This window comes from Hahella ganghwensis DSM 17046 (assembly GCF_000376785.1).
GTDB lineage: Bacteria > Pseudomonadota > Gammaproteobacteria > Pseudomonadales > Oleiphilaceae > Hahella > Hahella ganghwensis.
On the sequence record NZ_AQXX01000105.1, the window covers coordinates 43,984 to 59,549 of the forward strand.

A 15,566-nucleotide genomic window follows, 5' to 3' on the forward strand; every position below is an offset into this window, starting at 1 on the left:
GCCTTTACGAATCCAATAAAATAAACTTACTTCAAGCTACTCGACAATAAACTCGCGTTCGTCTTGATCTGCCAGTTCAATAAAAATTCGTTGTCATCATATTTCCACATAATTCCTACCAGAAAAGTCATTAATCAGCATCAAGATGCCAGGTAATTGCATCATGCTGTCGGACGCTAAGATCTCAATGATCATCGGCCGACAACCTGAATCAAATAGCCCAATAGCCTGGACAAGGAATCTCATCAATGAAATCAAAGCTTGAAGTCTACACACTGACGGTGTGTTTTTCCTGTGTGATTTGTCTACTCATCACCCTCTCCAGTGGAGGGTATTCGATGATCAAAATACTGTCACCTGAAACTACACTGAACACCTACCAATTCACCCGTTATCAATCCAACAATCTCTATTGGGACAGACACCAATCTGACAAAGAAGAGGTCAAGAAACCATCAGAAAGTGAACTAACCAGCATGCGGCAGGAAGAGTTTGCACTCACTCTTGAATCAGAGTCCAGAGAAGGAAAACAGTCTCTGATTCAGTACCTGATATTTATAATAGTCAGTAGTGCTTTGCTCGGTGTTCATTGGACAATTCTCCGCAGACTGCAAGCTGCGGAGTAATGTTTATTGCACACTTACCAGCGGGAATTATTTGCTCTTCTTACCTGTTTCAAAAGGCTGGAAGGTTCCAAAACCTCAATGACAAGGAACGAAGTTTCATACGATATCTGGTCCCAGGATAGAATATAGGACACGAAACTATAAAAATGCTCATTTGGCCCTCGTGAGGGCCTGATATGATATATAGTATCTTTCCAGGTAACCCTTGTTTTTCTTATAATAACGCTCACTAAATCCATGCATTGTCGTTATTTAATTTAACCTAGGTTACTTCGATTGACTTCCAATACCAAAGTCACGGCCATTCTTCTCAGCTATCTGCGCCCCGATAATATTCAAAGGATATTTGATGCATTAGCGGCTTCTGAGCACATTTCAAAAGTCATTGTTTCAAACAACAATCCTGACATTGACCTTAGAGAATACTTGAAGGACCACCCAAAGCTTTCTCTCAGGCAGCAGATAGTTCACTATCCGCCATGGATCAGGTTTGAGTTTGCAGTCCACGACGATGCGGAATATTTTATCTCAGTCGATGACGATTTATTTTTGACAACTGAGCAGGTTGATAGCTTGATTCAATCTCTATTTAACAATCCATCATCTCCTCACGGAGTTTGGGGCCAAAGAATTGTGAAGACCAATATTGGATTACAGGTCAGGGACAATATTTTTGGTGAAGATGGCCGCGTCGACGTTCTTAATCGAGCCTACGCCTGCACTAAAGAGCATGCTATTAATTCCTTTACCTTACTGAAACACCTGGGAATTAATCATGCTCGGAAAATAGGCATGTTTGAAGATGTGTTGCTAAGCTTCAGCTCCCCGGACAAGCCGATCATTCATAATCTTGGCGAACTGGCGGATTGCAACTCTTCTGCCGATCCGCGTAAAGCATTGCACCTGAAACCAGGTTTTTTTGGTCTGAGACAACAGATAGTATTGGATATTATTACAATTAAAGGCAACATCCCCTGGTTCTCTCCAGAAAGATGCGATCCAACTGAAACCATTCCACACTACCGAAAAAAAGTAGACTTCACTTAATAGTAATATCCACTATCTATTAATAGGTTTTTTACCGTATTGCGTTGCCACTCACTGGTCATATGCATATAGTTAATATTATTTTGAGTATTTGATTGAAATTGCCCTATAGCGTTTAGTAAATTTCGTAATACCGATTTAACCCGGTCGACATCCTGGGAGTTAAGATGCACGGCCATACCACTAGCTTCAGCCCTATCAGCAGTAACTTGTTGTTCATGATGGTTTGGAAACAACAACTGCGCTCTACCCGCCAACACACTCTGACCAGTCAAAGAATTTCCTCCGTGATGAACAACCAAATCACACCATGCTAGTGCTTCTTCGATAACAAATGGCGAATCGGATACTGTAAACCCTGGTCGCAGATAATTTTGAACTTGGTGGTGCTTAACCCCCGGCACAAATGCAATCACTTCAATATCAAGAGACGAAAGTGCGTCCATTGCAGTATCAAAAAACACAGATTCTGTTTTCAAATAAACAAAGATCCTAGGTGCTGAGTTTCTATCAGTTTTCTCAATCCCGCGACAACTCTGAATACCATTAATTGGCCCCAAGTAATGAGCGTTTAACCTATAACCGTAGGCATCTAATTCTGGAATACTGGTAATTATCGTCTGATCGGTCAGAAATAGTTCATTCAGGGTTTCCAATGTTGGGCTTCCGAGCCTCGCCAGAGCTCGGTTCAAGTTATCCAGCACACTCAACTGATAATCCTTAGGAATAGGATCAGGATACCTTTCTCTGAATTCCATCAAAGTTTTATTAGGGTCAGGCTCAGCGAAGCTACTTCCGATACTCACGCGCTTTATTGATGACCCTACTGAGGCTGCAAGAAGTCCGGGGGCAAACTCAGACACGATCAGTGAGGGGTTATGACTATCGATAATGGCTTTCCATCCACTGATACAACGTTGCAAGCAATTCAGATCAGTAAATCCAATATTATAGAGAATTCCAGCAATATCGTGTGGCTGCAAAAACTTTGCCCGCTCACGACGAGACCAAGGTGGAGCTTGTATGATTTTAATGAGAGGGTTATTGATCACAGTCCATGCAGCCTTTTTATTCCTTACAGCAATGGCAATTTCAAAGCCCTCTTCCAGAAGAGTTTCTGCAACAAAGTTCAGGTTGTTCAGATGGCCCAACCCTTCGCCCCACTCCCAACCTAGCAATGCAGTAGGCTTTTGCGCTCTGGAAGTTTCACTTTTATCCATTTCGATCCCCCCACTCAGCACTAACGCACTAGAGTCATATAGGTCAACTTTATCTGCCATCTTTCCTAATTCAGGAAACAGCTTTCGAAAGTTCTGCTCTCGAGACTGGTCCAATATCCCCGTGTTTTCTAAAAACTGGCCCCTAAATCAGCACACCTTTCTTCCCTTCCCATATATTGAATGATTCCATGTAAAGCCTTTTTAAGTGAGCTACATGGACGACTAGTTTCGATGTACTCGTAAAGGCGATTCTTCGCTTCTGTTTTCAAGTCTGAGGGTAAAACCTGGATATCAAGATAGGGTGGCCAATCGAGGCAGGTGAAACCTATAGGATAGTTTCCATTTTCATCCGAGCAAATAATATTAAGCCGTATAATTTCAGAGGTATGGAATGCTAAATCTAGAATATTGAAAACAGAAACGACGAAGTGAATATCTCTTCTAACATGAGTTAGAAGTTGTCTAACCTTTTGCACGTTGGCTAACCATCTTTCCCAATCCAGCCCCTGGCGTATGTATTCTCCTTTTTCCCCAACGCCATCCAGACTCAGATGCAAATTCTCGTTTTCGAACTGTTGCCACAACTCCAGCACATTCCAATGCTTATAGTTCAAACGACTCAAATTGGTTGTATAGCTTAATATTATATCAGTTCGCCCCATCTGAATAAGGCGTTCTAAAAACTTGTACTGAGCCTCAATCAATAATGGCTCACCACCTGCGAAACTTATCTCTTTTAATCCCGAGAGATCGCTATCGGATATGCACTGGTTCAGAGATTCATATTTTTCTAATAAATCGATATCCAGATTGAGAACTTTCGAGTCAACGGGAAAATCAGGGTAGATGAGATTATGCTCATCTCTCCATGCACTTGAGCTAAAGCCATTGCATGATCGACATTTCAAGTTACAAGTGTTGGAAAAGCGAAGGTCGACAGACCGTAAAGTGACGAAATACTCTGACGGATTACGTCTAGGTGAGTCAAATTCTTCTTTAAACAATTGATTGCTGCCCAGTCTGAACGAGGCTAATCCAAGTTCCTCAGATTTCTTACAAGGCAAACATTGCTCAGGCCATTGTCCTTTCAACATTTGGCGACGAATGGAATGCATACTTGGATGATGTAAAAACTCTGAAGGAGTAGTTTCCGAAAGCTTTTTTTGGGGAATCTGCGGAATGCAGCATGACTGGAGACTACCGCTAACTCCAACATACACATGGAGCCACGGAAGGATACACAAAGAACTATACGTCTCAGACATATACAGAACATCTCAACCCGACATCAACAATCAGGCTATTTATCAATTAATAGATCAACAAAAATAGAAGTGCTATTTTATGGCAATAAAGCATGTAGCGACAGGATATTCGGGATGTGTTGCATCCAACTCATTGGCTGTTAACTCTTTAGCCGCAACCCCCATAAAACTCGCAACAACAGTTTGGGGATTTCCATATACATCCAGCTCCAGTTGACTGAATTCTTTAAATAAATGCCGAACGCCATCAGGTAGTGGCCGCCAGTAGTCACCGGGAAAATTATGCAGCCTTTGCGCATTGGGAACCATGCCGAAACACTTTCCACCTTCCTTTAGCCAGTATCGAATATTCTCAGCCACTTGCCATGGCGAATGGCAATGCTCAAGAACATTAAAAATAATAAGACTGTCTACACTTTCAGGTGCCAAGATTGAGCGATCATGGATATCCCCGACAATATTGACGCCCTCACCCGGCTCAATATCAACAGTTTGAAAGGATGTCACCCTTTCAAGACCATAGTTTTGCAGATTATCCGATACACCTCCAATTTCAATAGTCACCCCCTTAACTTGGTGACGAATGCAACTGACAAATTTATCGAGGTAGTATCGATCAATTGGTGTTCCACGAGAAAAACCGAATGAGTGGCAAAAGGGTGACTTTCTGTTGAAATCCCCCCAATCGAGATGGCCAACCACAGGAGAAAGTAAGCCAAGATCCGTCAGCTCTCCTACCCATTTCTTGAACTGGTCGAGCGAGAGGGGGGTAGTCCAAACTTGATCAAAAGACTTTTTGTAGAAAAGGCTGGTGAGTACTTGGCACGACTCTCTGCTTGAATCTGTAAGATCAAAATAATCTTCACCCTTTTTGACAAGAAGCTGGCCGTCCCCTAAACAGATATGAAGTGAAGTAAGTTCCTCTGAAAGCCTTAACATCTCCAAAGAACTTTCCGTTGGGTTGCAGTTGCGCAGGCGGCGCAGACTTAGAAATGCCTTTTCCAGAGAACGTTCATGAATAAATGACTCGAGAACGCTCAAATATGCGGGATTGTTGATCGGGGCGAAGTTTTCACTATCAGCATCAACCACTATGCAAGGCTTCGTATCTTTTAATATAAGCCCTCCTGTGAGGGAGAGATATTTATTCATAATGTTACTTCAGGAGGCTTTATTTCCTTCGCGATTGTATACAGGATCGTTAGAGAAAATTGACAAAGTATGCGGATAACAATATTTCAACGACTATAGTTTCCTATCCGATTGCTTTTCTTGTATTACTCATCCATGACCCCTTTCAAGCAAACACAACGGGCAACACAATGGTAGTAACGAGTATCGGGGAGGGAAATGAGTTCCTTTCTGGCACGGGTCATCCTTGAACCTTAATACTGGATATTTAAATAGACAAAGGACTACAAGTTGAGTACAGCGTAGTCAATTGGTTTGTGGATGTCCTTTTTCTGTTTTGAACACCCTCAGAATCACCGATTAAAATAATTGTGTACTAACCAAAGACTATCAAATATGGTTTTCTTTTCTTTTTCTCGGTCTGCTCTTATCTTCATTTCAATTTCTTTGTCAGATAGATCTTCATAATAATCAGCTTTGTATATTCCACTCGAAAAGCAAATCAAATCATCTTCATTCTTAGATGGAGACTTAACAGCTTCTTTCATATCTTCCTTTATTTCATCTGACAATACCTCCATTACTTTGTTAATATTTTCTTCAGTGCAAAGCCTAATCAAGCTATCCACACTACTCTGCTTCGAGCCAGTTTCATACAAAGTCTTATAAACTTCAACTGCCTCAATCAGGACCTCATCGACAACTTTAGTCATAACCAAGTCTCATCAAAAACCATTACTCATCATTTTGTAAACAAGTTTGTCTGAACGCGCCACGGCTGAATCATGAAGCTCATCTATGTGCTTTTGAATAGAAGCAATTTGCATGCCTGATCTCATCTTCTTGAACAATCCGTTTAATTCATGAAACTCATGTCCTAAGACAGCAGTTATAGCCCTATCACTTTCAAAAATTGACTTCCTAACTTGAACAGTTACTGTTTTCCCACCGAAGAAGCTTTCGAACGTTTCTTTTTTGTTTATATTAAACCCTGGTGCTTTCGGATCATACTTTTTCCCTGGCAAATAATATGCGTCCTTATCTTTATGCTCAATGTCGAATACTTTGTCTGAAATAGAAACAAATCTTATATTCAATCCATCATGTGTTTGCAACTCAACAATGTCCTCTCTAATTTTTTCAACATCGTCCAATGCATCACCAAAACCACCATGTCTTTCTGCAGTCCAAATTGCATCTTCTAGCGAACGAGAGCCATCAACATTTTTAGTCCAATAGCCTAACAATTGGGTAACATGCCCTCTTTCCCCAGAAGCCCCGATAAACTGTCTGAAACTTTGGAAATTTGCTCTACTGTTTCCGTTTAACACCTTTGCGGTAGTCACAGATACTACCGCTGCCGTCATTAAAGGTGCCAACTCAGCAGCTCCCCAATCAGATATTTCCTCTTTCGCCAATCCAATTTCTTTCGCTAAAATTTTTTGTGCTCGTTTATCAGTAACAGCAAGATATGTCATGAGTTTGGTCTCTACCGACATCATATCTTTTGCAATCACATACTCTTCAGGGTTTGATATATAAGCTTTTAAGTCTCGCTCAACTGTTGAGAAATATTTTCCATCTTCACCAAGCTCGTAACCAACTAATCCAACAGCCATATTCCATAATTCGCCAAAGAAACCAAGTTCTTCGACATTCTTTTCATAAGAGGAAAGCGTCTTACCAATCGATGAAGCATACATCTCAAATCTTTCATATGCCTCATCTGATAGACCTGTAGATTGCCTCATCGAATGTCCAATAACTGAATCCTGTTCTAAGCTTTGTGAAGTCTTTCTCCCCCCAGCAATCCCCGCCAAGGCCAGCGATCCAATCGTATTCCCCAGCACACCCGCCATCATGCCAACGTAGTCCGGGCGATAATCTTTACTATCAAAGACAGCCGTTCGTACGCCTTCACTAACAGTCCCTGCTAGCAACCCATGAATAGATTCATGTGCTATCTTCGAGCTTCCCGCTAAAGAAGAGACGTAGGAATTAGCGGCGCCCCCGATTCCCTTATCTACCAATGTATTACCGGTATTCGAACCAAGTCCTGAATATGCTGTGCTGGTCAAGAAGGAAGTAGCCACATCCCGCCAACGGAACGTTTTCGCCGTGTCAGTGATACTGCCAGCAGCATAGTTAGCTCCGGCAGCTACCGCCGCACTTCCAATATTGGTGGCTAACTGAGGTAAGTTATTAATTAGGGCGTAGGTGCCGAAACCGGCTGTCGCACCCGCTGTGATCCCACTCCGCACAACGTTTCTCAGCGAGAAGTGATCTTGTATTCCCATTCCCTTCGCTGCCACTTGCGACACGGCACTACCGACCATTGCACCTGCCGCATAGCCTGCGGCGGTCGCAAAAGTGCTCCCCGCTGCAGACAGCACCGTTGTGGAAGTGGCCATAGCCCCAAGACCGAATCCTCCCGCTGTGGTCCCTGCGGTCCCCAAGGCAGTCATTGCATTGCCGATGGCAGTAGCTGCATATGGCGCAACAATCGCTGTCACCGCAACAGCAATGATGGTCACTATAATCCCAGCCCCACCACACTTACCACCTTTAGGCGGTGGAGGGGGCTCTGGCAATGTCGGCGTGGTATCCCCAATCGCCAGCCCCGGATCATAGGGCCGGAAAGTCCCCGCATTGTTGTGAACGTTGGTCACCACATTCGGGATCACCAGATTCAAGCCGGCTGTCAGCGTCTCGGCACCGGAGAATCCATTCGCATCGGCCAGTAAGTACCACAGGCTGCTGTCTCCCCACTGGCTGGCGGCAATTGCCTGGAGGGTGTCTCCCTCTGCGGTGGTGTAATAGCTAGAAGCTTTGCCAGGGTACTCGGGGTTAATGGGCTGAAAGTTCTGATCGAAGTCCGCCGAAGTCACCGGTACGACCCGCTTCATATTGGAGTAGCCGATCCTTTCTTTGACATCAACTTCATAGCTGTGTATCCGTGGCTTATCGCCATTACCACCTCTCCAATACCGAGTTTGCTGCCCTATTACTTGGTTTTTATCGCCTGTATTGGCCAGATGCTGGACATAGTCTGTCCGGGAGGCAACATCATCGTTACCAATATCACCACGTACAATCCCGTCAAGATAGAAGAACTTACGCCGGATAGGTTTCTCTTCACCTCGCGCTTCCCAGTCGATCTCATCCCGTTGGATAATCTGGCCGCGATGGTTATTAATGTAAGTCAGAGACCTGTCCTCAACATGGTCAAACACAAAGAGATTATGGCCGTTGGCGTTGTAGGCATAATAAGAAGTCCCTTTACCGACGTTGTCTCCTATGGCATCGATTTCTACGCGGCTTTCCTTATAGCTGTCAAAGCGGTCCCGGGCGTTATAGAAGTAATTGGTTTGTACATCCAGTTCTTCTCCTGCCCCCTTATAGAAGGTGCTCTTCACCGTCGAGCCGTCATTCAGGTAGGTGTAGGTCAGTGTCCGGGTTTTGTCGTCGCCTTTTTTCGAGCGAGTATAATCATGGACCACTCGATTATCGGCGTTGTAGTCATACTCATTACGACTCCAGGTCTACTGATGAATCACCTCATTGTCATCGGTATAATGAATATACTGATAGTGATTGACTGTACGTCCGAGTGCATCATTGTCGCGGTAGGCAATCTGACGGAAGCCATTCCCCATATCCACACTGCCGTTGTAACGGATACCTGTACCGGATTTGTTCTCGTACTCCGCATCGTGGAGCCAGACGGACTCCACCCGGCTGTTGTCATCATAGACATACTTCTCATTGACCACAACTGGCCGTCCATCACTGTTCTTCAGGGCGCTGTAGCTGCTGGTTCGACGCCCCATGGCATCATAGGTCAACTGGTAACCGGTATTGCCGGCCCGAATCTCACCACTGCTGTTGAGAGCCCCCATGGTCACCGTAAAGCGGTTTTCTTTATCGTAGAGATAATAGAAATCCTGAGTCTGTATATTCGCGCCCACACTATTCTCGGACACGATATAGTTATCGTAGACGGTTTTCACTCTGCGCCGGTTACCTACCGCATCGTAGAAGTATTCCAAATTGTACTGACCAGAGTCTTCGATGGATTCGACCCGCCCCAAGGAATCGACAATGGTCTTCACTCGCCCTAACGCATCATACGTTGCATTGACACTTTGATAGGGGACTCCAGTATCAGGAACTGAGGTATCATCAATGCTACTAAAGCCGTTATCTAGATAAGTTTCACTTATTACATTTCCATTGGCGTCATACCTAAAATCTGCATAGCTATTAACTCCATCATCATGCACACGCCGGAGGCGGCCGTTAGCGTAATATTCGTAGCGAATATTCTGATCTCTACGAGTTCGCAAATTGCTCTGAATTCCTGTGGAATCTTCAATCACGTTAGAGTCGTAATAAGTATTTGTGCTTCCGGTTTGTGAGGATAGCCACCCCGCCTGATTGTAATTGTAGGTAAACAGGTGACCGCCCAAGTCCCGGTGTTCACGAATCCGGCCGAAGTAATCCACTTTATCCAACAGGGTGTGGGCCGCCTTGAAGTTGGCATCACTCTCAGAGTTCAGACCGTTGACCGTTTCTTTGGTAAAACCGCCCAGCCCATTGCCGATGGTCGCATCGTAGCCATAGTAATAACTCGTCTCACGAGCTTCCCAGCGTGCGGCATTGTTATTGACATTACCGTCATCAAAACTGGTGTGCTGTATGACGCGGCCTTCACCGTCGTAGCGGTATTTCTCCACATAGCTCAGGGCATTGGTATGGGTGATCCTGTTGCCTTGCTCATCATAGCCATAGGCATCGAAGGAATAGGCCGCCGACCGGGTACCCGTGCTGTAGGACGACAGGGACGCAAAATTCCGGGTTTCCGTTAACCGGTTTGCCTTATCGAAGTTGTACTGATGGTACTGACCGAGTTCATCGATCATCACCCGGCGATTCTCTAACGCGTCGTATTGATATGTTTTGCTGCCACCGGCAGCATCCCGCTCAGAGATCACTCTGCCACCGCTGAAGCTTTGGGTGCGGTAGTATGCGCCTTGGTCCTGCTCCACGGAATAGCCTTCATCTCTGGCATTCAGGTAGCTGTTGGCATCGTCGGTCGCGACCATCTGACCCTGGGCATTGTAGTAATAACGGGTGACCGGGTGTGCTTCCAGGGTTTTCAGTTCGCCATTGGCGACATGATCCTGGGCCACTTCCACTTTTGGGTCGATTTTGTGGGTTAAACGCCCCTGGGCGTCGTAGAAGGAATTGGTCTGGTTACCATTGCCATCGACTTCCGCAATCACCTCACCAAAGGCGTTATATCGCTGACGTTTGTGGATCTGGTAACTGCTGTGATCCCCCAGAATCCAACTGGCGCGATAATTTTGAGCAACAGTCCTCTGTTGATTATTTTCCAGTGTCCAGTTTTCCAGGTTATCCTCAATGACAGCTGTATTATTTAGACCTGCGAATCCCTGCTTGTGTGTAATTACCTGTTTTTGGATCTTATATTTATAGTTACCCGCAGATCCTGACGAGTTAGCTATGCTAACATCAGCCTTCGCCTCATTTAATACTGTGCTCCCGTTCTTGGTAACATACTCCAAGGCATAGTTGCCAGTAGTGGCTACAGGAATATAAATAAGTTTACTGTTTGCACTAGGATTTATGCCGTTAACAATAGTACCGTTTAACTTAGCGGATACAGTCGCACTCCCTGAATCATTGGGCTCACTTATTCTTATATAACCCGTCGTATTTGTGCCACTGATAGTGGTTGCTATGTCAGAAGTAGCCCCTCCAATAGTATAGCTTTTCTGGAATAACAGCCGATTCCCCAAATCAGGCGCATGAATTTTTATAGTATGGGTATATGTACTTGATGCCTTTAAATGCGACTTACTGTGGGTTAATGTAGTTCCATTTACTGAAGAAATCAGAGAACTCCCGCTAGCCTTAGTACTTCCCACCCACAGCGAAGCATACAACTTAACACCCAAGTTTATTAATTGACTGGGAGGATTAACTTTGTAATTCGCAGTAAAAGAAATCTCCGTGGCTTGACCGTACAGGTAGTTTGTTCCCCATCTATCGATATTAACATTGACCGATGTTGAGCCTTTTCCGAAAGCTTTCACACTTCCTTTTTCATATTCTTTTATATAATTCGTAGTTGTCCTATTCTGAAAATATGCCCTGGCCATTTTGTGACTTATATCGCGATGTCCAGTAACCAAAAACTCCCCACCTCGGTTCAAAGTCAAATTTACTACATAGTTTCCGTCATTAGAATCAAATACAGCTTCAGTTAGCTCTTCTTCACTTACATTAAAAGTTTCGTCAAAAAGATAACGTTGTGTTTCTATATCCCGATAGATATAGTTATGCGTTACATCATTACTGTCAGCCTCAGTAAATTTCCAAACCATTACAATTGTTTTAGTAAATGTATGATTGCCATTTTCATCGAGACCATTGTCTACAATAGCCTCTCTCTTCCAAGCAGAATCATAACTATAGTTGTATGAAGTCAGATTTATATTTTCGTAAGACGATCCAACAATTACTAATGCATTAGACAACTCCATATCTTTGTCTATGCCACCTTTAACATCTGATAAATTAGAGCCTACACCAACCTGAGCTATTACTGCTGGATCAGCCCCCGGGAGACTAGAGTAATATGTTGGCAGATCAACAGTGACATCAGATGTTTTTTCATTCTTGAATTGGATATTATCGGAGTCAGTAAATATGGGCTGACCTAATTCATTGAAGGTCATGCCTCCTACATCAGCCGTGCTTAACTGCCAATCGTCAGGATTAATGCCAGACGTCCAACCACTGTCGACGAGATCCTCATGCAGTTGTGTTGTCAGCTCCTGATATTCGTGCGGCGCTTCAAAAGTATCCGTCAGGCGATTACGTTCATCAAACACACTCACCATCATCTGGGTCTGCAGTACTGACAGGGCCTGCAGTTGCGCGGGGGTATCGATCTCCGCCAGGTTCAGCAGGTCACCCGCTTCGTTGGTCAGGTTGTCATCCACCAGAATAAATTCCGCCGTGGCATTGCCGTTCCGGTCATACAAATACAGCTGTGGAGCTCCGGTTTCCTTGTTGGTGCTGAACAGGCGACCGACCTTGTCGTATTTGTACTGTTCCTGGTACTGGCCATTGACCCCTTTGGCCTCGATATCCCCATAACCGTTATAACGGGTTTCGTGGCTCAGCCCCGTGGTATCCACATGTTTGACTTCCCGGTTCTGGGCGTCATACCAGTACTGGTAGTGATAGGATTTGGTACTGTTGTCCGCCTGGGTCTGGGTCCACTGTTTCTGTACGCTGTTACCGAAGATGTCGGTCTTGTAGTGGGTCACCGCACCGGTGGCATCTTCTTCGGACTGCACATAGCCCAGCAGGTTGTACACCACTTTCTGGGTCTGGTCTTCGGCATCCACCGAGCCGTGGCGAGTGGTGCTGACCCAGCTCCATGGAGGCCCGGCCCAGTTCGTCATAGCGGATTTCGGTAGTACGCCCCATTACTCCGCCATCCCCCGGGGCAATGGTGGTGCGCAGGCGATCCAGGTCATCATAGGTGTATTCGGTGGTCCGGGTGGACGCACCGGTCTTCACCGGGGCATTACCACTCAGGCTGTAGTCTGTCACGTTGTAGACGATATCCCGAATCTTACGACCCAGTTGATCATAATCCGCCACACTGCGACGATCCGCCTGTACCTGGCTGGCCAGGACATCTTCGTTGGCCAGATCGGCCAGGTCCTGACCCGCCAGTGCTGCTGCTTGAGTTTCTGCCGCCGAGCGCTGGGTTGCAATATTCGCCTTCAGTTCATCCAAAGTGGCGTACATCGCCGGATCTTTCGCCTCATAGGCATAACGGTATTCTTCGGTGATCTGCCCAAAACCATTCACCTTCCAGGTGGTGAGCGCATGATGGCGACTGACATTTAACGAACCCGCCGAGTCTTTGTCATAATGGATGACCCCGGCCTCCAGCTGAGCGGTTTTCTCGCCCCTTGAGTCGTAGACGTAACGGGTGGTATTGCCACGGCCATCGGTCTGGGCAACCAATTGGCCATTCCGGTCATACAGGTTGAAGGTCCGGATGGCACCGCTACTGTAGCCGTCATCATACAGACCACCAGCACTGCCACCCTGGGCCAGGGCGGCGATATCTTCTGCCTTGAGGGCCAGATCAAAATGGGTCTCAGAGCGGGTGCGGGTTTCCACCACCCGGTTATTCAGGTCATAGACCGAGGTCAATTCCCGATAGTCGTCGGTCTCCTGACTTAAGAAGTCGGCCAACAAATTGGTGCTGACGCTGGCGAGTTCTTCTCCGTACTGACGTTCCAGGATACGGTTGCCCTGATCGTCATAGGCATAGGTGGTCACTCCACCGGTGGTATTCACCTGAACCGTTAATCGGTTCAGGGCATCGTAGCTGAAGAGCAGTTTCTGTTTCGGTTCCAGCGCCGTGGTCGGGGTACCATTCTCATCGACCTCATAAGCTCTGACCACTTCCACCAGACGGTTGCCGAACAGGTCAAACTCCCGCGAGGTCACCTGACGCACATTGCTGTAGCTTCTCAAGCTGCCGGTGCTGCTGTAGTAGTCCATGCTGGTCACGGCGGACCATACTGCCACTTCCCGGTTCAGTTTGTCGTGCTGGAACAGCGTTGTCCGGGTTTGCCCCGTGATGGTCTTGAAGCTCTGGCTGGCGGCATCCCAGTAGCTGCCCTCGGTAACCGCCACTTTGTTGCCAAAGGCATCGTAGCGCACCTGTTCGGCCAGTTGCCGTTCGGCCGTGTTGTTGATGTCTGAATTGAACACCACCGTGGTGCTCGGCTGAATGGTCGCCGTGCGACGGCCCAGGGCATCGTACTGGTACTGGGTCACCTGGTTTTCCCGGTTGGTCCAGCTCAAGCGGTTACCGGCCGCATCATAGGTATACTGATCACTGACCACGATGCTGCTGGTTTTCCGGGCCTGTTCCTCCACCACCCGGCCCAGGGTGTCGAACACGCTGGCCGTTTGACGGTCATGGCTGGCATCACTGACCAGCAGGCTTTGCACCTGGGCCAGGGTCTTGCCGCTCAGATTGGTGCTGATCGGGGTATTCCAGGCGGTTTTCGACACCACCTGGCCACTGGCATTGTAGGCATAACCCTGCACATAGCCAGCCGGATCCACCTGCAGAGTCAGGCGATTGAGGGCATCGTAGAAGAAGTGGCCGGTATGGCCTTCGGCATCCGTCGACTGAATCAGGTTACCGAACGCATCGTAGTCACTCGATGTAGTGTAGCCTTCGCTATCAGTCTCGCTGATCTTGAGGCCACGGCGATCAAAATCCTGGGTGTGGCTGAAGATATCCTTCAACACTTCCACATGGGAGCCGCTGGGCAGGTAGTCCGGATTCAAAAAGCTCAGCGTGGTGGCATATTTGGACAGCCAGCTCGCCTGCTGACTTGCCCACAGGCTGCTGTCGTCGGCCAGGTATTTCTGCGCCAGGTTCTTCAGGCGGCTTAATTCGCCTTGGGTCCACTCCGACAGGTTCGTGGTCAGCTCGTAATAACGGGGATCAATCACCCGGGTGATCTGACCAAAGCCGTTGTATTCATAGCCGGTGGTGCTGGCCTCGGCGGTCCCGGCCGCCTTGGTTTCCAGAACCACCCGGTTCAGTTCGTCGAACTCGAACGTGCTGATCTGGGCATTGCTCAGCCCTTCCCCGCTGACCAGTTGCACCACGTTGCCGAAGCGATCGTAGTCCTTGCGGGTCACCAGGGTCTGGCCGTTCACCTCCGGCACATGAATGCGTACCTGACGGTTCAGCGCATCGTATTCGTAACGGGTGGTGCGATCTCCGCCCTGGGCATCGTTGTTCAGGGTGACGCCACTGCTGACATAGTCCGCCGCGGTTTTCTCATAGACAGAGACCGCCGTAGTGTAATGGGTTTCGCTCAGCAGGTTATCGAAGCTGTCATAGCGGTAGCGGATCACATAGCCTTGACGGTCTGCAGCCGCCACCTGACCATCATCCACCGAGTCTCTGGGGGTTAGTTTGGTGATCAGGCGGTTGTTGTCATCATAGGCAAAGGTCGTGGTGTTGCCCCGGGCATCGGTCACCGCAATCCGGTTACCCTGGTGGTCATAAGCATAGGTCTCCGTGATCCAGGTTTCGGTATTGCCCACCATCAGACGCTGGGATTGGCGAATGGTCTGGCCCCGGGCATCGTACTGATAGCGGGTCACCCGTGTCTGGCTGTCCGTGCTCAGGG

At 47.0% G+C, this 15,566-nt stretch carries 8 protein-coding genes; 2 read left to right on the forward strand and 6 right to left on the reverse strand.

Translation table 11 applies throughout. From position 1 onward, the window contains the following. Window positions 1-248: 248 nt before the first annotated feature. Window positions 249-626 carry a hypothetical protein gene (locus F566_RS0110910; RefSeq protein WP_020407022.1) on the forward strand — a complete coding sequence of 126 codons (378 nt, stop codon included), beginning with the start codon at window positions 249-251 and terminating at the stop codon, window positions 624-626. 276 nt (window positions 627-902) lie between these two features. Next, the gene (locus F566_RS0110915) at window positions 903-1,673 is read left to right on the forward strand and encodes a hypothetical protein (protein WP_020407023.1); all 771 of its coding nucleotides are present in this window, start codon (window positions 903-905) and stop codon (window positions 1,671-1,673) included. Here F566_RS0110915 and F566_RS0110920 read toward each other — a convergent pair. The 6 genes from F566_RS0110920 to F566_RS0110945 all read right to left on the reverse strand — a co-directional run bounded on the left by F566_RS0110920 (window position 1,670) and on the right by F566_RS0110945 (window position 12,788). After that, entirely contained in the window at window positions 1,670-2,953 is a 1,284-nt protein-coding gene (locus F566_RS0110920) for a glycosyltransferase (protein ID WP_020407024.1), read from the reverse strand. The genes F566_RS0110915 and F566_RS0110920 overlap by 4 nt on opposite strands. Before the next feature lie 68 nt (window positions 2,954-3,021). Next, the gene (locus F566_RS0110925) at window positions 3,022-4,158 is read right to left on the reverse strand and encodes a twitch domain-containing radical SAM protein (protein ID WP_083921058.1); all 1,137 of its coding nucleotides are present in this window, start codon (window positions 4,156-4,158) and stop codon (window positions 3,022-3,024) included. Between the two features lie 72 nt (window positions 4,159-4,230). Continuing rightward, on the reverse strand, window positions 4,231-5,310 hold the full coding sequence (locus F566_RS0110930) for a methyltransferase domain-containing protein (protein ID WP_157496737.1): 1,080 nt from the start codon (window positions 5,308-5,310) through the stop codon (window positions 4,231-4,233). Between the two features lie 332 nt (window positions 5,311-5,642). Then, window positions 5,643-6,002 (reverse strand): hypothetical protein, encoded by a 360-nt coding sequence (locus F566_RS0110935; RefSeq protein WP_020407027.1) that lies wholly within the window; start codon window positions 6,000-6,002, stop codon window positions 5,643-5,645. 12 nt (window positions 6,003-6,014) lie between these two features. After that, complete coding sequence (locus F566_RS35400) at window positions 6,015-8,705, reverse strand: LysM peptidoglycan-binding domain-containing protein (RefSeq protein ID WP_157496738.1); 2,691 nt, start codon at window positions 8,703-8,705, stop codon at window positions 6,015-6,017. A gap of 126 nt (window positions 8,706-8,831) precedes the next feature. Then, on the reverse strand, window positions 8,832-12,788 hold the full coding sequence (locus F566_RS0110945; protein ID WP_083921059.1) for an RHS repeat protein: 3,957 nt from the start codon (window positions 12,786-12,788) through the stop codon (window positions 8,832-8,834). Window positions 12,789-15,566 lie beyond the last annotated feature (2,778 nt).